Below are 26541 nucleotides of genomic sequence, written 5' to 3' on the forward strand. Positions count from 1 at the left end.
TTTGTATAAATTATAATTTTATATATCATATAATCATGTAATTTGAATTTAAATATATTTACTTAAATTATGCTTATCAAAATACATATAGTTTATATCGTTTTGTATATAAAAATAGGCCGCATATATAACTTCGACCTAAAAATTTCTGTTTATTATAATTTTAATTAATTAAAATACAGCACATTTAATGTGTGCATAATCGCTCCTATACTTAAACATCTCTCATCTATATCAAAATCAGCAGTATGTATAAGAGATGTTATTCCTTTTTCTTTATTTGCGCATCCAACATGGAAAAATGCACCTTTACAATTTTCTGTGAAAAAAGAAAAGTCTTCACCTCCCATAGATGGATAATCTTTAAATATAAAGCTTCCTTCTCCTAAAAATTCTTCTGCATTTTTTTTGACTACATCTACTAAATCTTTATCATTTATAAGCGCATCATATCCATTTTCATTTATATTGAATTTAGCACGACATCTATATGCAGCAGCAGTATTTTCTACTATTTCTGTTGCTCTTTTTATAATAAACTCCCTCTGTGAGCTGTCTAAAGTTCTGAGTGTTCCGCTTATTTTGACTTCATCACAAATAACATTACCAGCATCTCCACCTTGGATTTTTCCAAGGGTTAAAACTGCCATATCTTGTGGAGCTAAATTTCTGCTAATTATGCTTTGTAGTGATGTTATTATCTGCGCTGCTGCAACTAATGCATCTACTCCGTTTTGCGGATATGCTCCATGACCTTTCTTTCCTTTTACCTCGATTGAAATGGAATTAGTACTTGCGTTTAATGTCCCATATTTTGATTCTATAACTTTAGTATCCAAATAACCTTGGACATGTGCCCCAAACATATGCTCAACTTTTGGATTTTCCATAAGCCCATCTTCTACAAAGAACTTAGCCCCTCCATCTTTTTCTTCTGCTGGTTCAAAGAAAAATTTTATATTTACATTTAATTTATCTCTTATTTCATATAGTAATCTACAAGCTCCAATTAACATAGTAGTATGTGCATCATGTCCACAAGCATGCATAACACCATCATTTTGGGATTTATACTCACTTTCTTTTACTTCTTGTATAGGAAGTGCGTCTATATCTCCTCTTATACCAATAGTCGTCTTTGCATTTTCTTTGTATATATACGCCATTATCCCTCTATGATGTTTAAACTCAATATAATCAATTCCTATTTCATTTAAATATTTTTTTATCTTATCTCTTGTTACAAATTCCTCCATAGCCAACTCTGGTGTTTTGTGCAAATCTCTTCTAATATCTATCAAATAATCAGATATTTCTTTTCCCCTTTTTATAACACTTTGTTTTAACAATTAAGCTTCTCCCCTTTTCAAATAAATTTATATAAATCATTATATAGATTATAATAAAATTTAGTATAATTTTATTAAATTCTATTATTATAAGGAGGTCATTATGAAAGTTATAGATCTAACTCATACTATAAAAGAAAATATACCCGTCTTTCCTGGGACAGAGCCACCAAAATTAGCCCCAGCTAGTACATTTGAAACAGATGGGTTTAGAGAAACTCTACTTACAATGTTTTCTCATACTGGAACACATATGGATGCTCCTGCTCATGTAAGAGAAGACGGCATTACTTTAGATAAATTTCCTGCAGATAAATTCGTCGGAAAGGCTATAGTTATTGATTGTAGCGATTTATCAGAAGGAGACATTATCGATATATCTTATATAGATAAATATAAAGTGATGATAGAATATGCTGACTTTGTATTGTTTAAAACTAATTGGGACAAATACTGGGATACTCCAAAATATTTCGATAAATTTCCAGTTATAAGTGAAGAAGTTGCCGATTATCTAATAAAAACTAATAAAAAAGGAATTGGTCTAGATGTAATTTCTATAGAATCTATTGATAGCGAAGATTTGCCTATACACCATAAAATATTAAAAAACAATTTAGTTATAATCGAAAATCTCTGTAATTTAGATCAAATCGATAGTCAATTATTTACATTTTGTGCCCTTCCACTCAAATTTTTAAATTCCGATGGAGCGTCAGTTAGAGCAGTCGCTATTATAGATTAAAATTAAAAAGAGTGTATTTAAAAATTTTATAATTTAAAATACACTCTTTTATCTACAATATTAAATATTATTTTATATCTTCTAAAGCAGGTATAAATATAGACCTTCCATCTCCATCTATCGTACATTCAAACCTATATACTGGTTGATAATATCCTTTGCTGTCTAGCTGATAACACAACTTAATACTTCTAATCAATATTGATTTTATATTGTAAAGTTCATAAGAATTAAATTTTCCTTCTTTTAACTTGTTATAAGCCTCTTTCTCGCTTATGATTTTATACTTGCCATATGGATTATAAGTATATATATAATTGTATATACTCAGTATTTTATTAAATTGATTTATATTTAAATATCCATCAATTAATTTATTATCTTTTTCGTCTAAATCAACTCTAAAATTATAAGATGACAATTTCTCTCTATCTTCTATTTCTTGCTCAAATTGAGAATGATTATATTGCCCTACATTATAATCATTTAATACTTTTTTAACACTTTCTTCATCCATATCTTGGTTTATCAATTTATCATTACATTTATAATCAGTAAAATTATATACTCCACCATTTAAATATACAGTCATCTTGTATCTATCATCAATTGAGCTATACATTATTTCATTATTATGAATAACTATATTAGATTTATCTACTTCTGTTTCTAATTTTTCAAAAAAGTTTTCTGCAAATTCTAAAGCTTCATCTGCACTCAACCTCTTTAATTTATAAACCATCTTCTGTTTATCTTCATTGTCATATATTTTTACATTACTTTTTAGTGAAACCTTTGACATATCATATTTATAATTATAATTGCTACTTAAATTTCCAAACTCCTGCATGTTATAAGCATTATTTATTTTATATCCAGCAAATATAGCTATCAGTGTTGGTAAGATATATATGATTAATTTTAATGATTTAAGTTTTGTCTTTTCTTTAGATATAATTAATAAAATAAACATTACTAAACTATATCCAATAAGAGCTCCTATAAAATTATTCATTATATCATCCACTTCAAAAATTCCTCTTTTTGTTATATATTGAGTTGTCTCTATTCCTAAAGTAAACAAAAATCCTAAACTAAGAGTTATGTAGCATTTTTTAAATTTTTCGCTAAAAAGTGGGAGTAAAAATCCAAATGGAACAAACATTAAAATATTTAAAATTATATTTCTCCAATATGATTTTGAATAATTATTCCACGCTTCTATATATGAGCTAAATAAATGTAAATTTGCATGTTCATATACTCCTGCTCTTATAAAAATAGTTGCACCGATTACGATTACTATGTAGCAAAATAAAATGCAAAATACTATTACTTTTTTTATGTTAGCTTTAACATGATTTTTTAAAAATTTTCTAAAAAATAAAATATATATTATCCCTATAAAAATTAAGCCTATTACGCCTAACCCCAAATAATCTCTAGCTAAGTTAATTACTTGTAAAAGTCTCATAACTCTTCCTCCATTGTCTAACTTCTTCTTAATTATAAACTATTGTATATATATATTCATTAAAATTTTCTTAAAAGTAAATTTAAACATGAAAAAAGGATGCGCCGCCACATCCTTTTTTCGGGGAGTTATTACTAAAAAAATCATCAAAAAAATTATTTTAAGTATTAGTTATTTAAATTCAAATAACTTTTTACAAATTAACTAGCTCTTATTATTTACTATGAGATAATAGTATAATAAAAAACTTAAATTAACCTTAATTTCTAATATTTTACTCTACAATATACTCATGTTCTCTTAATGCATTTTTTGCATCTTCTAAATTTTCTTTTTTTACTAGTATATAATCAGTATCGTATGTAGACAATGCACAAATGCCGACTTTAGTTTCTGCAAGTATTGTAGATAATTTAGATATTATCCCTATAAGTGAAAAATCAATTTGTCCCTCTATTTTAAATGCAATCCACCCCTCATCAATATCGGTACAATTATTTGGTATAGATTGCATTTCACAAACTATTGAATGTTCGTCATCCGTTTTTCCTATAAATAAAAATTCATCTTCTAAGTTAATTTGTGAAAAATCTTTTACCTTGCATATTGCAAATTCTTTGTCAATAATTCTTAATTTCATATACCCTCCTACAAACTTTATAATTTATAATCCCTAAAAAAATTATCCTAATATGTATTATTACTACTTATTAGGATAATTTCTTATTTTTATTATATTTTATTTTTATATTGTAATAAAATTTTTATTCGTATTTTTTTACTTTTACGCTATTTCTTTTTGAATTTCATTATTTTTAGTACTAGACTTTATCTCTCTAACTAAAAATACAGTTATAATTATAGCCGCCAAAATATCAGCTATAGGTTGACTCATCCATACACCTTTCATCTCCATAAATCTAGGAACTACGCTTATTATAGGTATAAACAGTATAACTTGTCTAAGTAATGTAAGGAACATTGATTGTTTTATTTTTCCGATAGATTGGAAATATATTGGTCCTAGCACACATACTCCTAGAAGTGGTAATGTCATAAGATATATTTTCATTCCATCTAAACATATTTTTTCTAATACTGCATCTTTAGTAAAGATATTTACAAACATATTTGGGAAAAATCTAGTAAGTAAAAATCCTCCAAATAAAAATACAAATGCTGCAAACATTCCTTGAAGTAGTATTTTCTTCGTCCTTTCGTATTCTTTTGCTCCAAAATTATACGCGATTAAAGTTTGTATACCTTGACTAAGTCCGTATATAGGCATTAAAAACATTAAGTTTATAGAAGTTATTGTAGTCATTGCTCCTATTGCCAAATCTCCACCATAACTTTGTAAGAATTTATTTGTAACAAGGTGTATAGAACCTGTTACAACTTCCATACAAAATGGAGTTATTGATATAGTTAATATTGCAATTACCGCTTCTTTTTTTAATCTTATATTTTTAAGTCTAAGTTTTAGATTTGAATTACCTTTTGTAAAGTAATAAGTTGTCCATATAAAGTTTATAAGCTGGCATATAACTGTTCCAATTGCCGCTCCTTTTATTCCAAATCCAAAATAGAATATAAATAATGGATCAAATACTAAATTTAATAAAGAACAGACTATCATAATTGTAGCAGCTAGTTTTGGTCTGCCATCTGCTCTTATCGCTCCATTTAAACTAAATCCAGATAAATTTACTACAGCACCTAATAAAATTACGCCCATGTAGTCTTTTGCATATGGTAGAGTTTTTGCACTAGCGCCAAATGCATATAAAATTTGGTCTATAAAGACTAAACCTAAGACCATAATTACAAATCCACCTAAAAGCTCTAGCGCAAATGTATTTCCAAGAAGTATTTCAGCTTCTTCTTTGTCCTTTGCTCCCAATTTTATCGATATATTAGTGCTTCCTCCGACAGATACAGCCACACCAAATGCACCGATTAATGTAAATAGCGGCATTGTCACCCCTAAACCTGATATTGCATATGCTCCAACTCCATCCATAGAGCCTATAAATGCTCTATCGACTGTATTGTATAAACAAGTTACAAGCATAGCCAAGATAGCAGGAATTGAGTATTTAACTAATAATTTACTTATATTGTCTTTTGCTAAATTCTCCATCTTATCTCCTATCTAACCATATCATAAGTTATACAAACTGGTTTTTTAGTTCTAGGATCTGTAACAATCTCACTATCTATATTGAATAATTCTCTAAGATTTTCTTTTGTCATAACTTCTTCAGCCGTACCCTTACAGCATATTTTACCTTTTTTAACACCTATCATATGGTCTGCAAATCTAGCAGCATTATTAAGCTCATGTATAACCATAACTATTGTCGTGTTGTATTTTTTGTTTAATTCATCTAACACTTCTAATACTTCTAATTGATGAGCTAAGTCTAAGTAAGTTGTAGGCTCATCTAAAAGAAGTATATCTGTTTGTTGTGCTAAAGCCATAGCAATCCACGCTCTTTGTCTTTGGCCACCAGATAAATCTTCTATTTTTCTATCTCTAAATTCTGATATTCCTGTCGCTTTTAAAGCCCAGTCTACTATCTCTTTATCTTCTTGTTTGTTGTTTTTAAATCCACTTTGATGTGGAAATCTTCCGTAAGCTATTAACTCCTCAACAGTAAGTCCTCCTGGTGCTTGTGGGCTTTGAGGTAAAACAGCCATATTTTTTGCTATTTCTTTTGAACTTTGTTCATTTATATTTTTAGAATTTATATATATGTCTCCGCTCTTTGCTTTTAAAATTCTAGCTATTGTTTTAAGAATTGTAGATTTACCACATCCATTTGCTCCAATGATTGTAGTAATCTTTCCTTTTGGTATTTCTAAATTTAAATCTTCAACTATATTTACATTGCCATAAGCTATATTTACATTTTTAGTTTCTATTGAATTCATAGTTATATTCCTCCTTCTAAATATTCATTTACTTAATCAGCTTTTAACATTAAGTAGATGAAATAAGGTACACCAATTACTGAAACAACTAGTCCAACTGGTATTTCAAGTGGGGCAAATATATTTCTAGCAATTGTATCTGATGCTAATAAAATAAACGCACCTACTAATGATGCAACAGGTATTAACTTTTTATGAGCTGGTCCAACTAATTTACGTGCAATATGTGGAGATACTAGCCCTAAAAATGCTATACTTCCTGCAACTGATGTAGCAACACCTGCTAAAACAACTGCAACTACTATCATTATTCTTCTTTCTTTTTCAACTTCAAGTCCAAGACCTGTCGACATTTCATCTCCTAGATTTAATACATCTAAATCTCTTGACTTATAAAATGCAAAAGAACCAAATAAAATTACAAATGGAGCAATTATATAAACGTATTTCCATGTTGCTCCCCATATACTACCGTTTGTCCACGCTACAACTCTATTAAATTCTTGTGTAGTAAATTTTAATTGGAAAACTGTAAGTAATGCTAGAAATGCAGTATTTATTCCAATCCCGATTAATAATAAACGAGATGAATTTATACCTTTATTCCACGCCAATGCATATATTAAAAATGCGCCAAATAATGCACCACAAAGTGCAACAAATGGCATTGTATATATCGTAAAATTGCTTATTCCGTCATATACATTTCCGTTTAAGAAATATATATACATAACTACAAATAATGCAGCACCTGAATTTATCCCTAATATACCTGCATCAGCTAAATCATTTTTAGTGACACCTTGTAATATAGTACCTGCAATTGCTAATGCTATACCTATTAGTAAAGCCATAAGTATTCTTGGCAGTCTAAGTCTAAATATTACTATCTCTTGATTTTTTGTTCCAAGTCCGACTAATGTTTTAATTACGTCCATTGGAGTTAAACTTGAAGAACCCATGTTTAAACTTATTACAAATGTTGCAAATATAAGACCTATTAGAACTAGTGATATAATCGCAAATTTTTTATTTTTTTTCATATTATTTCACTTCCTTTCTAATAAGATATATAAATACTGGCACACCTAATAAAGCAGTTAGTGATCCTATTGGTGTTTCATAAGGTGGATTTATAAGTCTTGATATTACGTCACTGTAGACTATTAATACAGAACCAAGTACAAATGAACATGGTATTATATATTTAAAATCAACACCTACTAATTTTTTAGCTATTTGAGGTATTATAAGACCTACAAATATTATATTTCCAGCTACAGAAACTGACGCTCCTGTAAGTAATATTACTATTACAAGTGATATAAATCTTGTGCGATTTGTATTTTCTCCAAGACCAATGGCAACATCCTCTCCTAAGCTAAGGATTGTTATTCTCTTTGCCATAACCATCGCACATACCATACCGATTATGCCGACGATAAATAATAATTTAACACCTTCCCAATTAACACCGATAAATCCACCATTTATCCAGAAACTTAATTGTTGAGATAAGTTAAAGTACATCGCTGCACCTGTAGCTAGTGATATTAATAATGTTCCAAGTGCTGTCCCTGCTAATGTAAGTTTTACTGGGTCAGTTTTCCCCATAGATCTCGAACTTACAAAATAAACAAATAACCCACTTATACTAGCTCCTAAAAATGCAAATATCATAAGTGAAAATCCACCTATAACTATATTTGAATTTACTTGTTGTAATACTAGAGCTATTGCTACCATAAATGTAGCACCTTGAGTTATACCTATAACTGATGGTTCAGCTATAGGATTTCGAGTAATCCCCTGCATAATCGCACCTGATACTGCTAAAAATCCTCCAACTAATACACCAGCAAGTGCTCTTGGTATTCTTACATCTCGTATAATTTTTGAATTTATATCGTTTCCTTGTCCAAATAAACTATTTATCATAGTTGAAAAATCTATATCTTTTGCCCCTATTGATACTGATAAAAATATTCCTAGAGACAATAACAATAATCCACAAATAATTAAAATATATGAATTTCTTCTATTTGAATTAGCCAAATTCAACCCTCCTTTTTTTGAATTTTCTAATTTATATCTTAAAATCAAATTAGGTGAATAAATATAATTTATCCACCTAATCTAAAAATAATCTTTATTTTATGCTACATTAAAGCATTTTTTACTTCGTCTAATAATAATTTTCTTCCCATTGGATTATAAGCTTGTGAGAAGAATGGACTTGCATCTAAGAATACATAGTTTCCATCTTTTACAGCTCTTATTTCATTAAATACGCTGTTTTTAGCTAAATCTTGTTTGTCAGATGCCATACCTATCACTATTATGTTATCTGCATCTATTTCTGAAAGTCCTTCTATACTTACAGTTGGAAGTGTTATACTATCTTGTTCTGGCATATTTGCTGGTTGTTTAAGCCCCATATCGTCTTTTAAGATAGTTCCCATTCCACCTTCAGAGAATATCATAAATTGTCCAGAAGATGCTAAAGCTACTACATAAGATTCGTCACCTTTTGCTTTCTTTATTTCATCTCCTATTTTTTTAGCTTCTGCATAATAGTTATCTAACCAAGTTTGTGCTTCATCTTCTTTATCAAATAATGCAGCTACTTGTTTTAAGTTTGCTTCCCAATCATTTGAACAATCTTTAAGCATTACAACTGGCGCTATTTCTTTTAATTCATCGTACATTTTTTCTTGTCTTGGCGCCATTATTATTAAGTCTGGATTAGCTTCTATTATAGCTTCTATATCCATAGTATCCATCATTGAATGTCCAACTACTTTTGTATCTTTGAAAGTTTCTTTCATGTATGATGGTACATTTTCTGTATCGTAAGAATCTACGTTAGCAGTTGCCACTGGAACGTATCCTAATATAGCTAATTCTTCACTACTTCCTGAAATATCAACTATACGTTTTGGATTTGCAGGTATTTCTACATCTCCTTTTTCAGTTTTTACAACTCTTGTTTCAGCTTTGTCTGCTGATTCGTTGTTACTTGAACAACCTGTTAATACTGATAATGATAGTATTGCTACTAACATTAACACTAATGATTTAAGTTTTCTCATTTTTCCCTCCATGATGATTAAATTAGTGATGAATGGAGATTGATAATAATTCTCAATCCCTATGGTTAGATTATATCAAAATTTCCTACTAATTCAATAGGAAATAACTAATTCCATCATTTACCTAAGTCGTAATTTCCATATTATCTATATATAAACAAAAAAAGTAAGGATAATCACAATTTTATGATCATCCTTACTTTTTTTAATATTTATATTAAGAACATAACTCGTCTTTTACACCTAAATTATTTTTATTATTTGATTTATAAAGTTTTTTACTTTTATTTAAAATAACAAAAATTGAAAGCAGTATTATACCTTTAAAAATACTACTTATGCTTATACTCCACCATATACCGTTTATTCCAAGTATATCTGGTTTACTAAGTACAATTGCCATAGGTATCCTAGCTAAATTTAATACTATACTTGTTACTGAAGGTATATATGTCCTTCCTAACCCCTTAAGTATTCCTGTAATAGTTATTTCTATACACATGAATAGTTGAGAATATCCAAGGATTTTTAAATAATCTACACCTTTTATTATTGCATCTGGCTCATTTATAAATGCTCTAAATATTATATCGCCTAAAAATACTAAAACTAATGTAGTTATACTTCCCCATATTAAAGCGCCTATTAATCCGATTTTACTTCCTTTATTTATTCTGTCAAATTTATATGCTCCATAATTTTGTCCTGTAAAAGTAGACAATGCTGAGGCAAATCCATCAGCACTCATCCAAGATATAGATTCTATTTGTGAACCTACCTTTTGAACAGCTACTGCTACTGGTCCAAAAGATGCAACAATTACTCCCATAGCCATAGATATAAGAGTGAATAATGCATTTTGAATAGCTACTGGCAAACCTAGCTTATATAAAGTTTTAAAGTATTCTAACTCTATATTTCTAAAGTATTTAACTTTAAAATACTCTATTTTATTTTTTATTATATACCCTACAAATACACAAGTAACGATTATTTGTGCTGTTATTGTAGCAATACCTGCTCCATTTGTTCCTAAAGCATCAATAGGTCCAAATCCGAAAATTAGCAGTGGGTCTAAAATAATATTAGCTATAAGTCCTATTGTGTTAATCCTAAATGGTATAGAACTATTTCCAAGACCTATAAAGATCGATGTGAATACAGGATTTATAAAATAAAAAATCATTCCTATAGCAAGTATAACTAAATACTGTCTAGACATTGTGATTACTTCTAAATCGCCTAAATTAAATATATCTATTAATTGCTTATTAAATAGAATTAATACTAAAGTATAAGTTATTGATAAAAATACATTTAACTCTATAGATGATTTTATGTAAGATTTAACTTCCTTTGTATTTTTCTCTCCCATACTTTGAGCTACTTTTACTTCTCCACCAATTTTTGAAAACATAACAAATGCCATTGCAAGCCAAGGATAAAACCCTGCTGTTCCAACTGCTGCTACCGAGTTACTACCATTTTTTCCAACCCACATCATATCGATTAAATTGTATGCAATTTGAATAAATGATGTAGCCATTATAGGGATAGCTATTTTCACTAGTTTTTCGACTATCCCACCTTCTGTCAAATCAATTTTTTTATCCATTTCTCCTCCAAATTTTAATATTTTACTTTAAATATCTTATTTATATGTATAAATATAATATATTCTGTATTTACTTAAAATCCCAAAGATTTTAAGTCTAATTTACTAGCTGATACAAGAACTAATACAACTCCTATTATAAAAGCTATTAAAATTATCATTTTTACATAATTGTTAACTTTAACTTTATTTCTAACTTGATACATTATCATAAATCCAAAACTTATTATGCTTATTAAAATTGCCATTGCACCTACAGTAAGTACAAATCCGGTCATTAATAAATTATTTGCATCCATGTATTACTACCTCCTAATTACTAAAAATGTAATTACTATTTTATCATAAGTTTTGTATATAATGAATAAACATAAAAAGGCTGTCGATTTATTTTAATTCGACAGCCTTATATATTTAACTTGTTTGTGTTTCTTCTTTTTTCTTTTTAATATGTTTTCCAACTATCTCATTTACATCAGTTATTGTAACAAAAGCAGAATAATCATCAGCTGCTACTATTCTTTTAAGCTCAGGTATTTCTATTCTTGTTACTACTGCATATAATACAACCTTTTTCCCACTTATCAATCCTTCGCCTTCTAGCATTGTAACTGTTCTTCCCAAATGTTTATATATACTATTTGCTATTTCTTCTCCATGATTAGTTATAATCATAGCCGCCTTTGCTTGTTCAAATCCCTCAGATACCATATCGATAATCTTAAAAGTAATAAAATATGTCAATATTGAGTAAAGAGCTCTATCCCATCCAAATAAAAATCCTGCAGTTGAATATATGAAGAAATTTAAAAACATTACTACTTGCCCTACAGAAAATGATGTCTTTTTATTTATTAATATGGCAACTACTTCTGTTCCATCTAAGCACGCGCCAAATTTTATAACAAATCCAACACCTATTCCTAGAAGTAATCCACCGAATACTGTTGCCAAAAGAACATCATTCGTTAGCTCAGGTACAGGTTTAAGTTCTTCTAATAAAAGAGATAATACAATCATTGCATAAGCTGCTTTTATCAAAAAACTCTTTCCTAATTGTTTATATCCTAAAATTAAAAACGGTATATTTAAGACAAAGGTAAGAACACTTAATTTAATTTTAGTTATATAACTGACCATAATGGATATACCTATTATTCCACCATCAATTATATTGTTTGGTACCAAAAATATTTCTAGAGCTATTGCAGCAAGTGTAGCTCCAACTGTGATAAGTAAGAAAGAAAGGAAATTATTTAATAACGTTTTATTTTTACTGCTACTTGTCATTATTATCCCCCTTTTCTTATTTAATAAAATAATAAGTTGTTTTAGTTGATTTTGCTTAAATTTATTTTGTATTTTTAAATACACTATATTTTGTCTACTTAATTTATAATTCCATTTATTTTCTTAAAAACCCTTCTTATATTTAGTTTTTTTACAAAATTTTAACATTTTCGACTATTATTGATTCAAAATTATAAATTAGCTTGTTTTTTAATATGAAATAAAATTTATTAAGATTTAGTTTGATAAGTTTATTAATATTTTCATACGTATAAATTGATATTAGAAATGATCTAAACATAAATAGCACTTATTATATTTTTATGCTTAGAATAGTGAATTTATTCAAAAGCCAGAAAACAAGTTCTAACTTATCTTCTGGCTTTTATTTTATTATTTATAAAACTCTTCTTGCATTTACAAATGCATTTTTATAATAACTTGTATTTACACTTGTTATTACTATTTTACGTTGACTAGAAGATGCATGTATCATCTGTCCATTACCTATATAAAGTCCAACATGAGATACTTGTCCATTATTAGCACCATTAGTATCGAAAAACATTAAATCCCCAGCTTTTAAGTTGCTCCAACTTACAGATGTTCCATATTTACTTTGAGCACTTGAAGTTCTAGGTAAAACTATTCCCGCTTTATTTTTAAATACATAATATGTAAAACCTGAACAGTCAAAACTGTTTGGCCCTTGAGCTCCCCACACATATGGTTTTCCTAATAATGTCTTTGCATATGCTATTACTGAGCTTGCACTTGACGATACTGAAGTACTTCCACTATTTGATGATGAGCTTGAAGACGGTTTTGTAGATTGTAAATATTGACTACTTACATATCCTGTACTTCCGCTGTAGTTTATTTTTGACCATCCATTTGATGTAGATAGCACATTTACACTTTGCCCATATGCTATTGTCGTTATTTTTGCATAGCTTGTAGCTGGCCCTGTTCTCATATTTAATCCAGATGTTGTATTTACATATTTTACTGTTTGGCTAGTTTCCGAACTTGAACTTGAAGATGGTTTTGTAGATTGTAAATACTGACTGCTTACATATCCTGTACTTCCGTTGTAGTTTATTTTTGACCATCCATTTGATGTAGATAGCACGTTTACACTTTGTCCATATGACAATGTTGCTATCTTCGCATAACTTGTCGATGGTCCTGTTCTTACATTTAGTCCTGCTGTTGTATTTACATATTTTGTAGTTTGAGTAGTTTCCGAATTTGAAGTTGAAGTTGAATTTGATACATAATCTTTATATATATATCCTGTTTTTCCGTTATATTTTGCATTTACCCAGTTCCCACTTGTACTTAAAACTTCAATAGAACTTCCCTTTGAGATTACAGTTATTGAAGAATAACTTGTCGATGGTCCTGTTCTAAAGTTTACATTTTCTGTTACTGTTGCTATTTGACTTGCAGCCTCTACTGTCGATATATTTGTCATTGACACAATTGAGGTCGCTGCAATCGCTGCTCCCGCTAATACATAAGATTTATTTATACTCATAATATCTATTCCTCCCGATAATTAGACACGTTTTTACTTTTTTTTATTTTATAGTTATATTGTTACATTTTTGTAACTATTTTTCAAGTATTTTCTGTAACTTTTTTGTAACTTTTTATTTTTTTAATTTTCTAAAAAAAATAAACTCCCTTTAACTAAGCTTTTATGCCTTGTGAAAAGGAGTTTATTTTTATATTATTATTTAATAATTTTTATTATTTTTAACTATATTGATTATTACTGATTTAGCTTTTTCCATTTCTTCAACTACTGCATACTCATAATATCCGTGGAAATTATACCCTCCTGTAAATAAGTTTGGAGTTGGTATTCCCATATATGAAATTCTCGCACCATCAGTCCCACCTCTAATAGGAACTATTCTCGCTTCTACATCAGCATCATCCATTGCTTTTTTTGCTAGATCAATTATATACATTACAGGTTCTATCTTTTCTTTCATATTATAGTAGCTATCTTTTATATCGACAATTATTCTATCTTCACCATATTTTTGCTGTAAAGTTTTCGCTATTTCTCTTATTTTAGATTTTCTTTTTTCTAATCCATTTAAATCAAAATCTCTAAGTATATAAGATATTTCAGCCTTATCTACTTCTCCACTAATTGAATTAAGCATGTAGAACCCTTCGTATCCTTGTGTATTTTCAGGCACTTCGTTTGGAACCATAGAGTTAAATTCTGATGCTACACTAGCAGCATTTATCATAACGTTATATGCATAACCTGGGTGTACGCTCTTTCCTATTATTTTTATATTTGCACTAGCAGCGTTGAAGTTTTCATATTCTAATTCTCCAATTTCTCCACCATCTACTGTATATGCAAAATCAGCTTTAAATTTATCAACATCAAAGAAATCTGCACCTTTTCCTACTTCTTCATCTGGTGTAAAGCATACATATATATCACTATGCTCTATTTCTTGGTGTTTGGCTATGTATTTTAATGACTCCATTATTTCAGCTATTCCAGCCTTGTCGTCAGCACCAAGTAATGTCGTTCCATCAGAAGTTATTATAGTTTTTCCGACTTTATCTTTTAAGAGATTAAACTCTTTTGGTGATAGTATTATATTTTTTTCGCTATTTATTACTATATCATTTCCATCATAATTTTTATGTATTTGTGGATTTACATTTTCGCCACTAGCTGCTGGTGATGTATCCATATGAGCTATAAATCCTATTTTATTAAGATTTTTATCTGTATTGGATTTTAAGGTTGCATAAACATATCCTTTTTCATCCATATGAGCATCTTCTAGTCCTATTTCCTTTAAATCCTCTACTAATATCTTTCCTAAATCCTTTTGAATTTCTGTAGTTGGGACACTTTCTGAATACTCGCTACTTGTTGTATGTACTTTTGCATATTTTATAAATCTATTTATTAAATCTTGCATTATAATTCCTCCTATTATTGTAATTTACTTCTATATCTTTTAGTTTAATATTTGTATTATCTACACTTTTTCGAAAAACTTTCACCTCAATAGTTTAAATTTACTTTTTTTAGATAATTTTATAATACCATGATTTTTAACATTTTTTAGAAAAAAAATAGATTTGAAAATAAATTCAAATCTATCTAGCTAATAACTTATTAGAAAGTCTCATATATTTTTGATCTTTACTTGAGTTGTAAATTTCTATCTTTCCAATATTATCTCTTGTATTTAATTCGTTCTTGTCTTCTAATACTTCTTTTAGATGTCTACAAGTTCCAATATTTCCATCTACTAAGTTAGTATTTTCAGGTAAAAATTGATTTAAATAATCTCTATAGAATATAAAGTGTGTACATCCTAAAACGACACTATCAAGGTTATCCATATTTACGTCTTTATAGTAGTCTTTTAATTGGTCTATAACTATGTTTTTATCATCTAGTAAATCATTTTCAACTATTTCAACAAGTTTTGGGCAAGGCATTTTAACCACTTTATTGTTTCCTCTAAACTTGTGCATTAATGTTTCAAATTTCTTTTCTTTTAAAGTTAAAGGAGTAGCCATAACTACTATATTATTATTTTTAACTCCTTGTGTTGCAACTTTTAAAGCTGGTTCCATTCCTATTATAGGAAGATTTTTATATTTTTTTCTAAGATAGTTTGCAGAAGCACTTGTAGCTGTATTACATGCTATAACTACTGCTTTTACTCCCTTTGATATAAAAAAATCTATTATTTCAACACATCTTTCGGTAATTTGCTCTTTTGTTTTAACGCCATAAGGAGCATATGCCGAATCTCCAAAATAGATAAAATCTTCATTTGGCATAAGCTCTTTTAAATCTCTAAGAACACTTATTCCACCTAAACCTGAATCAAAAACTCCTATAGCTTTTTTACTATTATCCATTAAAGTACCTCCGATATGGTTTTAATTATTTATCTGCACATATTATTACTTCTACTATTATAAAATATATATCCTATTTATACAAAAAAAATATTTTTTTCTGTGAGATTTTTGTAAAATAAATATTATATTCGTCGAAATTTTAGTAAATATTATTTAAATTTTAAACCTATATCTAGGTAAGTGCAACTTATAATGACATGATATAATTTTGGATATTGTTTATTTTATTTATAACTTGATTTTTCATATATTCAATATAGCTTTCTTGCCATATATAATCATATTGTCTTTCTTTAAATATTTCATTTAAAAAATTAAATCTGCTCATTTCAATATCTTCAAAGAAGATAAATTTCCCTAATAAAGCAAGTTCAATATCTTCTAAACTATCAAATAGTATTTTATATTCTTCATTATAAAAACAATCTGACTTTAATATGTCACAAAAATCATCAAAAGAATTTATATTACTTTTTATAATATCGACCTTCTTATTTATATTATTTTCATTTTCTATTTTATCTAGTACATCTCTAAATCCATCATCACTTAATTTATCTTCTGTTAAAATAATTTTAGATTTTTCTTCTTTATCTATATCACATATTACAACAATATTTTCTATACTATCTTGCATAATACACGATTTTAATTCTTGTATAAACTTATTTTTATATAAACTTATATATTGGATTTCTTTTTCATCATCTATATTAAAGTTTTCTATTATTTTATTAATTGAATTTTCTACTTCTTGTTCTATATTGTCTAAATTTAAGTTGCTTTTTAAATAGTCCATTTCTTTTTCAAATATATAAAAATCTTTAAATTCGCCATCTATTATTGTTGATAATATTGTATTATTTATTACAATTTCAAATATATTTGTAAGTAAATCTCTATAATCTAATTTATATCTTCTTGCATTTATATCGAGTAACAACTCTACTTCTTTTGATTTAAAATGATTACAGAATTTATTTTCTAGTTCTATAATTTCTAAATAATTTTTAATATAATATAATCCATTTAAATTATTATCTCCAAATATTAATGGATAATCTACACTTATTTTTATATCCTGAGCATTAAACTTCATATCATATATATCGAAAAAATTTCCAAACTCTTTGAGCAAAGTATTATTGTATGCGATTACTTCTGTATTATATTTATTTTGACATACTCTATTGTAAATTTGTTTTGTCTCTTCAAATAGATCTTTTAACTTTTGCTCTCCCATTTTAAAAATAACTTCTATAGAATTTTGTTTAAATAGCTCTATATATTTATCCATATTAAAATCATCTCTGAAATTTGCATCCATTGTATAATAAATTGATTCTAATAATTGTTCGCCGACTTCTACAGTTACTGATGTGCTGGAATTTCCACAATATTTCTGTATAGTTTTATTTAATAAACTTCCTATATCTTGTTGAATACTCAATATAAAGTTTTCGCTAAATTTTTTATTTAAATAACCCCACTTCAGTATATTTATTGTATAATCCTTTGTTATTATCCCTAATAATTTCATATTCTAAAGACCCCCTGTAAGCTTAAATTCTTTTGCAAAATCGTCTATAGCTCCCTGTATCTGAAATATTTCGCCCTTTTTATCTTCATAAGTCTTCTCTAGTATTTCTATAACTTCATCATCAGATATTAAGTCTAATACTTCGCTTTTAAAATAATAAAAAATCTCTTGCATATCGTTTATATTTTCAACATAATTTTCTTTATCTGTATAAGGAGATGAATATACTATTTCTATAATTTTTTCTAGTGAAGATGTACTCGTTTCAATACGTCCTATTTTAGTTAGGGTTTCATTTGTGTGTTTCATAATATTATTTACATCATTTTCACTTAAAACAAGACCATAATTTATAGATTCATCATTTAATTTTATTAGTTTTTTACTAGATTTTTCTGTAAGATCTCTCATCGTAAATCTCAGTATCTTATTTTCCATAAATTTTTCACTCCTTTTTTTATTAAATGTATTGACTTTTCTTTTGTTTTATGTTATAGTATAATTGATATAATATATTTTCATACATTTATATATTAATCTCAATATATAAAATTGTCAAGTTGCATATTTTTATGCTCTTTTTTTATGTCATTTTTAACTTTTCATATAAATCTTGTATTTTTCCTTATAAATTTTATATTTTTAATTCCCTATTGTTTGATTGTTAGTATTAACTGTGCTATATTTAGAAGTTGTAGTATAAATTTTAAGTTTAAAAGAGGGGAATAAATATGAAATATAATACTGTAATTTTTGACTTAGATGGAACATTATTAAACACTTTAGAAGATTTAGGAGATAGTGTTAATTTTGCTCTTAAATCGTTTGGATATCCAACTAGAACTTATGAGGAAATCAGAATTTTTGTAGGAAATGGCGTAAAAGATTTAGTTACAAAAGCTGTTCCTGATGGGACTGATGAAGAAACAACATTAAAATGTCTTCAAACATTTAAAGATCATTATAAAACTAATATGCAAAACAAAACAGCTCCTTATGATGGTATTATAGACTTATTAGAAGAATTAAATTCTAAAGGTGTTAAATTGGCAATAGTATCAAATAAATACGATTTTGGTGTTAAAAATTTAAATAAATACTATTTTAAAGACTTAATACCTGTTGCAATTGGAGAACGCGAAGGTATCAGAAAAAAACCAGCTCCTGACACAGTATTAGAAGCTATGAAAGAACTAAACTCTGAAGAAAATAATTCAATATATGTCGGTGATTCTGGCTCAGATATGTTAACTGCACAAAATGCTCATATAAAAAGTATTGGCGTTACTTGGGGATTTAGAGATGCTAAATCACTTCTAGAAAGTGGAGCTGACTTTTTAATCGATTCTCCAAAACAGTTATTAGAAATAATAGAAAGCGAAAACTGCATAAAAACATGCAATTAAATAAAATAATAAAAAGCAGTTAATCAATAGTAATTAACTGCTTTTTATTATTTTATTCATTATATTATTTATAATGTAGTATTTTTAGAATGTAGCGAATTTATACTTTCTTTAATTTTGTCTATTGAGTCTTTATCAGAAGCTGATAATATATTTATGCCTATAGCTTCTTCCATAGCTTTTACAAGATTATAAGCTCTATCTAATAGAGCTATTATATCTTGATTTAAATCTTTAAAATCAAGCTTTCCATTTAAGTTAAACTTACCTTCACTTGGATTTTGTATAGCTTTTAATCTCGCCTGTATCTTCACTTGATTAAACTTAAATTCTAATTCGCTTAAAGTATTTCCTAAATTTGAATGAAGGTTAAATACTACAGCTGAATATAACTCAACTAATTCATCTAAATTTTCATCGTTATTTAATTTTAATTCTTCTTTTATATTAAAAGCTATCTTTTCTAATTCAAGCCCGTCTATATATCTTTGTGGAATATTTTCTATCTCTTTAACTAAACTGTTATATTTTTGTAAATCTAGAAGTCCCATATTCACTTTCATATTATATATCTCAGTTGCACTCATTTTATCTATCTCCTTACTTCATAAATAGTATTTAGTCAAATACTTATAATGTAATATTATAACCTCAATATATAAATTTCTTCCATAGTTATTTATTACAATAATTTTTATCTATCCAGTAAACAAAATAAGAGCACTACTCATAATTGAATAATGCTCTTATTAGTTATATTGTTATAAAGTTTAAATTAAAAGAATTATATGGCAATTTTATTTTTCTACTCTTAACATTTCAGCTTTTTCTTCTACTTCACCTTTAGCTAAAACTTTTACATCTTTGAAAGAGTCAGTATTACTTATTATTATTGGAGTTACTGTTCTATATCCAGCTTTTTGGATTTTATCTTTATCAAATTCAACTAATAAGTCACCAACTTTTACTTTATCCCCAACTTTTACATGAGTATCATAGTATTTACCGTTTAATTGAACTGTATCTAATCCTACGTGGATAAGTACTTCTACACCTTCGTCTGAAGTTATTCCTATAGCATGTTTAGTATCGAATACTACTGAAACAGTACCGTTTACTGGAGATACTGCTCTACCTTCTTCAGGTTCTATACCTATACCTTTACCTAACATACCTTCAGAGAATACTCCGTCTTTTACTTCACTTAAATCTATTGCTTTACCTTTTATAGGAGCATATAATACTCCGCTTTCTACTTTTACATCTGATTTAGCTTCTTGTTTTGGTTGTTCTACATTTTCTGATACTTTTACAGTAGCAGCTTTTCCACTAGCTATAAAGTTTTCTAAGTTTGATTTTATAACTGTAACTTTTGGTCCGTATACAACTTGTACACCATTACCTTTTTTGATTACACCTGCTGCTCCACTTGCTTTTAACATACCTTCATTTACTTTTGAAGGATCTTTAACTGTTAAACGAAGTCTTGTTATACAGCAGTCTAAGTCTGTTAAGTTTTCACTTCCACCTAAACCTTGAAGTATTAAAGCACTTAACTGATCATCTGCATCTCCTTGAGATGCATTTTGTCCATCTTTCTTAGCATTAACATCTGCTCTTGTATATAATTTAACTTCAGCATCGTCATTATCTTCACGACCTGGAGTTTTGAAATAGAATTTTTTGATTAAGAAACTGAATAAGAAGTAGTAAACTGCAAAGTAAGCTATACCTACAAATACTATGTTTATCCAGCTTGTTTTAGCATTCCCTTGAAGTATACCGAATAAGAATAAATCTATAAGACCTCCAGAGAATGTCATACCAACACCAACATTTAACATATGCATTAACATATATGCAGCACCTGCAAATACACAGTGGATTACATATAATATTGGTGCAACGAATAAGAATGTGAATTCAAGTGGTTCAGTTATACCTGTTAACATTGAAGTTAATGCTGCTGATAATAATAAACCTCCAACAGCTTTTCTTTTTTCTGGTTTTGCGCATTTATACATTGCTAGTGCAGCACCTGGTAAACCAAATATCATTAGTGGGAATTTACCAGACATGAATCTAGTAGCTTCTACACTAAAGTGTGTTACACTTGGGTCTGATAATTGTGCGAAGAATATATTTTGTGCACCTTCTATCACTTTACCTGCAACTTCCATACTTCCACCAACACCTGTTTGCCAGAATGGTAAGTAGAATACATGGTGAAGACCAAATGGTATTAATGCTCTTTCCATTACTCCATATAACCAAGTTCCTGCATATCCAGAACCTCTAACTAAATCACCAACAGAATAAATTACATTTTGTATTGGTGGCCATGCATAGAACATCGCTATACCAACTACTAAGTAAACTAATGCACTTATTATTGGAACAAATCTTGTTCCACCAAAGAATGATAATACTTGTGGTAATTCTATTTTATAGAATCTATTGTGAAGTGCTGAAACACCAAGACCTACTATAATCCCCCCAAATACACCCATTTGAAGAGATGTCATCCCTAATACATCTGTTGTAGATCCATTTAACATGCTGTCTGCTCCACCATGAACAGCTATCATTGCACTAACTGCAGCATGCATAATGAAGAATGCTAATGCACCTGATAATGCTGCAACTTCTTTTTCTTGTTTAGCCATACCAATTGCTACACCCATTGCGAATATAATTGGTAAGTTTGTAAATACTACATTCCCTGCTGCATTTAATACAGTTAATATGTTGTATATAAATGTTCCAGGTCCCATAACACCCATTAATCCATATGTGTTAAGCATTGTTTCATTTGTAAATGACCCCCCTATTCCTAGGAAAAGACCAGCTACTGGTAAGATTGCGATTGGAAGCATAAATGATCTTCCGACACGTTGTAAGACACCAAAGATTTTGTCTTTCATTTTCTAATTCCTCCTTTTTATGTATATATTTTAATAATAATAGCGTATATTTACGCAATAAATTTATTTCTAACTAGTAAATTTGAGCAAATAAAAAGACCTAATTAAAAACGTAAATCTTTTTAGATTACACTTATTTTTATAGATATTTACATAATATAAAAATCTAAATATAGCATTAAACAAAATATATCTATATAAATATGTGTAATATTTTACCCCTTTAAATTAGGTCTTGCCTGCATTACCAGTCACAATCCAAGTTATTTATTTGTCGATATCCTCCTCAGGTGGATAGTTAAAAACATCATCTCTTCCCCAGTAAGATTTAAATTGTATTTTTGTTGTATATACTCTTTTATTTTTTCAGCACAACCATAGTCTTTGCTGTAATTATCTCTTATCATTCTTTGTAATTGGAAGTCTGTATCTTTAGTCGGTTTATTGTTAAATAATCTCTGTGAGAAATATTTTAAATGAGTTATAAACCTACCAAAGTCCAATGAATCTTCATCCAATTCGACTTCATAATAATCTCTAACTATTTCAATAACTTCTTGCATAAAAGTAGTTATTTTTATCATACTAGTCATATTTGTATCTAGTTCAGCATTTACAATATGTAGAGCAATAAATCCTGCTTCATCAACAGAAAGTTCTATTCCATGATTTTTTTTGATTATTGATAAAGACTCTTTTCCTAGCTCATATTCTTGTTGATAAAATCTTTTTATATCCCAAAGTAGAACATTACTGTATTCTTGATTTAGCTTTTTTCTCTCTATTGCAAAACTAAGGTGATCAGTTAAAGTAATATAAATATTATCATTTAGTTTTTTATCAAGTTTCGATTTTATATTGTCTATAATTTCCGTAGATGTATCTATATATTCTTTAGGCACCTGACTTATTAACTCTTGTAACTTATTTGAAGTAACTTTATCATCTATTTTATAAACTACCTCAACTTTGTCAGAGTTTATCCATTCCCCAGGCTTTTTTTGAAAACCAATCCCCAGTCCTCTTATTATTACTTGATTTCCACTCTGATCAATAGAACTAATAAAGTTATTATTAATTACTTTTTTTACTCTATACAATAACCTCACCCCCTATCTGAAAAACATACATTATATTAAAAAAGACCAACAAACATAGGACATCTGAATATCCCTTATGTAGTTGGTCTTGCCTGCATTACCAGTCACAATCCATAAATATTAAAATTTATCTGTTTTTCTAAATTAAGAATAACATTTTCCCATGCTATTTGTCAACAATTTCTTCCAAATTTTTAAAATTCTTTTTTGTTATAAATTGATAGCGAAACTTTATATGATATAAATACTGCTAATATAGTTAATAGCACTAATCCTAGCACTCCAAACTTCATCAGAATTTCTAAATTAGATGGACTTGGCATAGTTATATTTGCTTTTTCTGATATTTTGACAATAGCACCTACTAATATAGCCGGTATAAATAATATCAGCATCATAACTATTCTACCTTTTTCAACCCCAGTTTTAAATACAACTGGAATTATTATAGAAAATAATATAGCGAATACACATGGTACTACTATTGAAGTTACTATTATCTCATTCATACCTGTATCTAATTTTGCAATTTGATTTATAGCTATAGATGTTGTAATTCCAACTACTATACCTATAATAATTGATATTGTAAAAAATATATACTTAGATATTATAATATCTTTTCTATTTATATTCATTGTCAAAGCGTATTTATCCCATTTTGCATATTCATCATAAGACATTGTAGTTATAACTTGCATACTCAACATCAAAGTTATCATAGTCCCAACAAAGGTTCCGTTTTTCAAGAAAATACCATATGCTATGAAAAATATAAGTACTAATACTAATTGCTTCATATAATTTTTCATATTTAATATATCTTTAATTAATAATCCCTTCATTATTTATCCCCCCTAACTGTGAATAAAATAATTTCTTCTAGATTTGTTTTATCTACTATAAATTCTTTATTTTCATATTTATTTTTATTATTTACCATAACTTCACATCCAAATGTATTTTTTCTTATTCCCACTATATCTTCTTTTGATATCTTATCTATATCTTTTTCACTACACTTTACTATACCGTAGTCATAAATCAGCTCATCTTTATTTTTACTAAATACTATCTCTCCATTATCTAAAAATGTTATATAATCTGCGACTTTTTCTAAGTCACTTGTTATATGTGATGCTATAAGCACGCTACACTCTTCATCTTGTATATAATCTAAGAATATATCTAAAATTTCGTCTCTAACTACTGGATCTAGACCACTAGTCGCTTCATCTAGAATTAAAATTTTTGCACTATGACTTAATGCTACTGCTATAGATAATTTCATTTTCATTCCTCTTGAAAATTCTTTTATCTTTTTATTATCAGGTAGTTTAAATTCATTTACATATTTAAAAAATTTATTTTTGTCCCAATTAGAGTATATATTTTTCATTATTTTATCTATATCACGTATTTTTAAATTGTCGTGGAAATAACTTTCATCAAATACTACAGATATATTATTTTTTATTTCTACGGAGTTTTCTTTAAAATCTTTTCCAAATATTTTTATATCACCTGAATCTATATTTATTAAACCTAAAATAGCTTTTATTATAGTTGATTTTCCTGCACCATTTTCTCCTACAATACCCATTATTGTACCTGTCTCTAGTTTAAAAGATATATCTTTTAATTTAAAGTTGTCATATGATTTATTAAGATTTTTCACTTCAATTGCATATTTCATATTAATCTCCTCCATATTTTTAATATACTTATTATTCTTCCTCGTATAAAAGCTTTAAGATTGATTCTATCTCTTCATAATCTATTGAACATTTTTTAGCTTCATCAACTGCTTTTGATAAATATTCTTCTATAAGCCTTAATTTTTCTTCTTTTAGTAGCTCCATATTCGTACTTTTTACAAAACTACCCTTTCCAACTACAGAATATATAAATCCACCTCGCTCTAACTCTTCATATGCACGTTTTGTAGTTATTACGCTTATATGTAATTCTTTCGCTAAATATCGCATTGATGGTAGCGAATCACCAGGCTTTAATTTTCCACTTATAATCATATTCTTTATCTGAGTTGTTATTTGCTCATATATAGGTTTATCACTGCTATTGCTTATTATGATCTCCACATTATCACCTCTTTATGTATATATTGTATATAACCTATATATACAATATATACTTTCATATATACTTTGTCAAGCTAATGAAAAAAATTTTTATTTACTTCTATTTGTTTAATTTTATCTTTGTAGATTTTATATACACAGTTTCTGAATTAAAATTTATAAAATGGTTAAAAATTAATACTATAAGGAGGTAATCTATATGAAAAAATTTATTTTTAGTCTTATATATACAATTCCTGTTGTTCTTTTAGTAGTTGCATTAGGCAATAATTTATCAATTGATAATCCATTTTTAGAACAACAAACTAAACAAGAATCTTACTCAAAACGAGATTCTTCTGATACAAAAGAAACATCCATCAATAAAACTACTAAAAACGACAGTAGCCTTGAAGATAAAAATAAACTACATAATAAAAATCAATCTGATACAAACAATAAAACAAAAGACAACAGTAAAAAAGATTCTAGCTCAAACATTACAATACCAAAGGAATCAGATACATTGACAAATATATTAGTTATCTGCACTGTTCCTAGTGATAATTCTTTTGAAAATCCACCTGATAAGTTTTCAGTTTTATCATTAGATAGTGCTAATAATAAAATTTCATTTATACCTATTCCTCTTGATACATATGTAAATATACCTAATGTAGGATATAAAAAATTAGGTGATACATATTCTTGGGGCCAAAATACAGACTTGCTACTAAATGCTATCGAAACAAAATTCAATGCTCATATAACTAAAGTAATTGAAATCAATGCTGAGTCTCTTTCTGAAATGTCAGATAAGCTAAATGAAATGGGAATAGATATGACTGAAGAAAAGCTATTAAAATATCTAAACGAAACAAAAGTATCTAAAGATATGGCAGAAGATATTAAATCAATACCTATCTTTAAATATCCAAAACTAGTAAGTTGTATGAAACCATACATAAAAACAAATATGAATACAGCTAGTTTAATAAAATATGGAATCATAACTTATAAAATTGTTTCACATAAAAGTTAATACAATTTAACCTTCCCTC

General features: G+C 27.8%; 25 protein-coding genes. 3 read left to right on the plus strand and 22 right to left on the minus strand.

The annotated features are described in order from the left end of the window. Positions 1–167: 167 nt before the first annotated feature. Positions 168–1349: a M20 family metallopeptidase gene (locus RDX53_RS01430; protein WP_307993574.1), complete on the minus strand. Its 1182-nt coding sequence runs from the start codon at positions 1347–1349 to the stop codon at positions 168–170. Positions 1350–1452: 103 nt separating this feature from the next. Here RDX53_RS01430 and RDX53_RS01435 point away from each other — a divergent pair, with 103 nt between their 5' ends. Continuing rightward, positions 1453–2094, plus strand: coding sequence for a cyclase family protein (locus RDX53_RS01435; protein ID WP_307993575.1), 642 nt, complete (start codon positions 1453–1455; stop codon positions 2092–2094). 67 nt (positions 2095–2161) lie between these two features. On the opposite strand, the gene RDX53_RS01440 is transcribed toward RDX53_RS01435, so the two are convergent. The 15 genes from RDX53_RS01440 to RDX53_RS01510 form a co-directional block, all read right to left on the minus strand. Continuing rightward, the gene (locus RDX53_RS01440; RefSeq protein ID WP_307993576.1) at positions 2162–3568 is read right to left on the minus strand and encodes a VanZ family protein; all 1407 of its coding nucleotides are present in this window, start codon (positions 3566–3568) and stop codon (positions 2162–2164) included. 274 nt (positions 3569–3842) lie between these two features. Continuing rightward, complete coding sequence (locus RDX53_RS01445) at positions 3843–4208, minus strand: ACT domain-containing protein (protein WP_195929589.1); 366 nt, start codon at positions 4206–4208, stop codon at positions 3843–3845. Between the two features lie 144 nt (positions 4209–4352). Continuing rightward, positions 4353–5711 carry an MATE family efflux transporter gene (locus RDX53_RS01450; protein WP_307993578.1) on the minus strand — a complete coding sequence of 453 codons (1359 nt, stop codon included), beginning with the start codon at positions 5709–5711 and terminating at the stop codon, positions 4353–4355. A gap of 8 nt (positions 5712–5719) precedes the next feature. Next, positions 5720–6505 (minus strand): ABC transporter ATP-binding protein, encoded by a 786-nt coding sequence (locus tag RDX53_RS01455; RefSeq protein WP_195929591.1) that lies wholly within the window; start codon positions 6503–6505, stop codon positions 5720–5722. Between the two features lie 32 nt (positions 6506–6537). Continuing rightward, positions 6538–7548, minus strand: coding sequence for an iron ABC transporter permease (locus RDX53_RS01460; protein WP_307993579.1), 1011 nt, complete (start codon positions 7546–7548; stop codon positions 6538–6540). Between the two features lies 1 nt (position 7549). Then, positions 7550–8560: an iron ABC transporter permease gene (locus RDX53_RS01465; RefSeq protein WP_295762195.1), complete on the minus strand. Its 1011-nt coding sequence runs from the start codon at positions 8558–8560 to the stop codon at positions 7550–7552. A 104-nt stretch (positions 8561–8664) separates the two neighbouring features. Beyond that, positions 8665–9597, minus strand: a complete 933-nt coding sequence (locus tag RDX53_RS01470; RefSeq protein WP_195929594.1) for an iron-hydroxamate ABC transporter substrate-binding protein — start codon at positions 9595–9597, stop codon at positions 8665–8667. A gap of 217 nt (positions 9598–9814) precedes the next feature. Beyond that, positions 9815–11212: an MATE family efflux transporter gene (locus RDX53_RS01475; RefSeq protein ID WP_295675722.1), complete on the minus strand. Its 1398-nt coding sequence runs from the start codon at positions 11210–11212 to the stop codon at positions 9815–9817. 74 nt (positions 11213–11286) lie between these two features. After that, positions 11287–11511, minus strand: coding sequence for a hypothetical protein (locus tag RDX53_RS01480; protein WP_195929596.1), 225 nt, complete (start codon positions 11509–11511; stop codon positions 11287–11289). A 115-nt stretch (positions 11512–11626) separates the two neighbouring features. Next, positions 11627–12502, minus strand: coding sequence for a YitT family protein (locus tag RDX53_RS01485; protein ID WP_195929597.1), 876 nt, complete (start codon positions 12500–12502; stop codon positions 11627–11629). 397 nt (positions 12503–12899) lie between these two features. After that, complete coding sequence (locus tag RDX53_RS01490) at positions 12900–14042, minus strand: C40 family peptidase (protein ID WP_295732904.1); 1143 nt, start codon at positions 14040–14042, stop codon at positions 12900–12902. Positions 14043–14244: 202 nt separating this feature from the next. Then, a complete protein-coding gene (gene pepT, locus RDX53_RS01495) occupies positions 14245–15468 on the minus strand; it encodes a peptidase T (protein WP_195931774.1) in 1224 nt (407 codons plus the stop codon). A 181-nt stretch (positions 15469–15649) separates the two neighbouring features. Beyond that, the gene (gene murI, locus RDX53_RS01500; RefSeq protein ID WP_195931775.1) at positions 15650–16426 is read right to left on the minus strand and encodes a glutamate racemase; all 777 of its coding nucleotides are present in this window, start codon (positions 16424–16426) and stop codon (positions 15650–15652) included. 190 nt (positions 16427–16616) lie between these two features. Next, positions 16617–17969 (minus strand): DUF6179 domain-containing protein, encoded by a 1353-nt coding sequence (locus tag RDX53_RS01505; RefSeq protein ID WP_295732906.1) that lies wholly within the window; start codon positions 17967–17969, stop codon positions 16617–16619. Positions 17970–17972: 3 nt separating this feature from the next. Then, a complete protein-coding gene (locus tag RDX53_RS01510) occupies positions 17973–18407 on the minus strand; it encodes a DUF6323 family protein (RefSeq protein ID WP_295732908.1) in 435 nt (144 codons plus the stop codon). 293 nt (positions 18408–18700) lie between these two features. On the opposite strand from RDX53_RS01510, the gene RDX53_RS01515 reads away from it, so the two are divergent. Continuing rightward, positions 18701–19375: an HAD family hydrolase gene (locus RDX53_RS01515; protein ID WP_307993581.1), complete on the plus strand. Its 675-nt coding sequence runs from the start codon at positions 18701–18703 to the stop codon at positions 19373–19375. A 68-nt stretch (positions 19376–19443) separates the two neighbouring features. Here RDX53_RS01515 and RDX53_RS01520 read toward each other — a convergent pair whose 3' ends face one another. From RDX53_RS01520 to RDX53_RS01545, 6 genes are all read right to left on the minus strand, one after another. Then, positions 19444–19962: a hypothetical protein gene (locus RDX53_RS01520; RefSeq protein WP_295574972.1), complete on the minus strand. Its 519-nt coding sequence runs from the start codon at positions 19960–19962 to the stop codon at positions 19444–19446. 210 nt (positions 19963–20172) lie between these two features. Further along, positions 20173–22299, minus strand: coding sequence for a glucose PTS transporter subunit IIA (locus tag RDX53_RS01525; protein WP_307993583.1), 2127 nt, complete (start codon positions 22297–22299; stop codon positions 20173–20175). A 263-nt stretch (positions 22300–22562) separates the two neighbouring features. Then, positions 22563–23399 (minus strand): BglG family transcription antiterminator LicT, encoded by an 837-nt coding sequence (licT, locus tag RDX53_RS01530; RefSeq protein WP_195929439.1) that lies wholly within the window; start codon positions 23397–23399, stop codon positions 22563–22565. 194 nt (positions 23400–23593) lie between these two features. Beyond that, a complete protein-coding gene (locus RDX53_RS01535; RefSeq protein ID WP_195929440.1) occupies positions 23594–24244 on the minus strand; it encodes an ABC-2 transporter permease in 651 nt (216 codons plus the stop codon). Then, the gene (locus RDX53_RS01540; RefSeq protein WP_195929441.1) at positions 24244–25095 is read right to left on the minus strand and encodes an ABC transporter ATP-binding protein; all 852 of its coding nucleotides are present in this window, start codon (positions 25093–25095) and stop codon (positions 24244–24246) included. Before RDX53_RS01540 ends, RDX53_RS01535 begins: the two co-directional genes overlap by 1 nt. 31 nt (positions 25096–25126) lie before the next feature. Then, positions 25127–25501: a GntR family transcriptional regulator gene (locus RDX53_RS01545; protein ID WP_295574981.1), complete on the minus strand. Its 375-nt coding sequence runs from the start codon at positions 25499–25501 to the stop codon at positions 25127–25129. Between the two features lie 199 nt (positions 25502–25700). Between RDX53_RS01545 and RDX53_RS01550 the strand changes: the two genes are divergently transcribed. Then, positions 25701–26522 carry an LCP family protein gene (locus tag RDX53_RS01550; RefSeq protein ID WP_195929443.1) on the plus strand — a complete coding sequence of 274 codons (822 nt, stop codon included), beginning with the start codon at positions 25701–25703 and terminating at the stop codon, positions 26520–26522. Positions 26523–26541: the final 19 nt, after the last annotated feature.

The organism is uncultured Intestinibacter sp. (assembly GCF_902468165.1).
Classification (GTDB): Bacteria; Bacillota; Clostridia; order Peptostreptococcales; family Peptostreptococcaceae; genus Intestinibacter.

Excerpts from the sequence above, each read along its gene's own strand:
- RDX53_RS01435 (WP_307993575.1), top strand. The coding sequence starts at position 1,453 with ATGAAAGTTATAGATCTAACTCATACTATAAAAGAAAATATACCCGTC.
- RDX53_RS01440 (WP_307993576.1), bottom strand. The coding sequence starts at position 3,568 with ATGAGACTTTTACAAGTAATTAACTTAGCTAGAGATTATTTGGGGTTA.
- RDX53_RS01445 (WP_195929589.1), bottom strand. The coding sequence starts at position 4,208 with ATGAAATTAAGAATTATTGACAAAGAATTTGCAATATGCAAGGTAAAA.
- RDX53_RS01450 (WP_307993578.1), bottom strand. The coding sequence starts at position 5,711 with ATGGAGAATTTAGCAAAAGACAATATAAGTAAATTATTAGTTAAATAC.
- RDX53_RS01455 (WP_195929591.1), bottom strand. The coding sequence starts at position 6,505 with ATGAATTCAATAGAAACTAAAAATGTAAATATAGCTTATGGCAATGTA.
- RDX53_RS01460 (WP_307993579.1), bottom strand. The coding sequence starts at position 7,548 with ATGAAAAAAAATAAAAAATTTGCGATTATATCACTAGTTCTAATAGGT.
- RDX53_RS01470 (WP_195929594.1), bottom strand. The coding sequence starts at position 9,597 with ATGAGAAAACTTAAATCATTAGTGTTAATGTTAGTAGCAATACTATCA.
- RDX53_RS01475 (WP_295675722.1), bottom strand. The coding sequence starts at position 11,212 with ATGGATAAAAAAATTGATTTGACAGAAGGTGGGATAGTCGAAAAACTA.
- RDX53_RS01480 (WP_195929596.1), bottom strand. The coding sequence starts at position 11,511 with ATGGATGCAAATAATTTATTAATGACCGGATTTGTACTTACTGTAGGT.
- RDX53_RS01485 (WP_195929597.1), bottom strand. The coding sequence starts at position 12,502 with ATGACAAGTAGCAGTAAAAATAAAACGTTATTAAATAATTTCCTTTCT.
- RDX53_RS01490 (WP_295732904.1), bottom strand. The coding sequence starts at position 14,042 with ATGAGTATAAATAAATCTTATGTATTAGCGGGAGCAGCGATTGCAGCG.
- pepT (WP_195931774.1), bottom strand. The coding sequence starts at position 15,468 with ATGCAAGATTTAATAAATAGATTTATAAAATATGCAAAAGTACATACA.
- murI (WP_195931775.1), bottom strand. The coding sequence starts at position 16,426 with ATGGATAATAGTAAAAAAGCTATAGGAGTTTTTGATTCAGGTTTAGGT.
- RDX53_RS01505 (WP_295732906.1), bottom strand. The coding sequence starts at position 17,969 with ATGAAATTATTAGGGATAATAACAAAGGATTATACAATAAATATACTG.
- RDX53_RS01510 (WP_295732908.1), bottom strand. The coding sequence starts at position 18,407 with ATGGAAAATAAGATACTGAGATTTACGATGAGAGATCTTACAGAAAAA.
- RDX53_RS01515 (WP_307993581.1), top strand. The coding sequence starts at position 18,701 with ATGAAATATAATACTGTAATTTTTGACTTAGATGGAACATTATTAAAC.
- RDX53_RS01520 (WP_295574972.1), bottom strand. The coding sequence starts at position 19,962 with ATGAGTGCAACTGAGATATATAATATGAAAGTGAATATGGGACTTCTA.
- RDX53_RS01525 (WP_307993583.1), bottom strand. The coding sequence starts at position 22,299 with ATGAAAGACAAAATCTTTGGTGTCTTACAACGTGTCGGAAGATCATTT.
- RDX53_RS01535 (WP_195929440.1), bottom strand. The coding sequence starts at position 24,244 with ATGAAGGGATTATTAATTAAAGATATATTAAATATGAAAAATTATATG.
- RDX53_RS01540 (WP_195929441.1), bottom strand. The coding sequence starts at position 25,095 with ATGAAATATGCAATTGAAGTGAAAAATCTTAATAAATCATATGACAAC.
- RDX53_RS01550 (WP_195929443.1), top strand. The coding sequence starts at position 25,701 with ATGAAAAAATTTATTTTTAGTCTTATATATACAATTCCTGTTGTTCTT.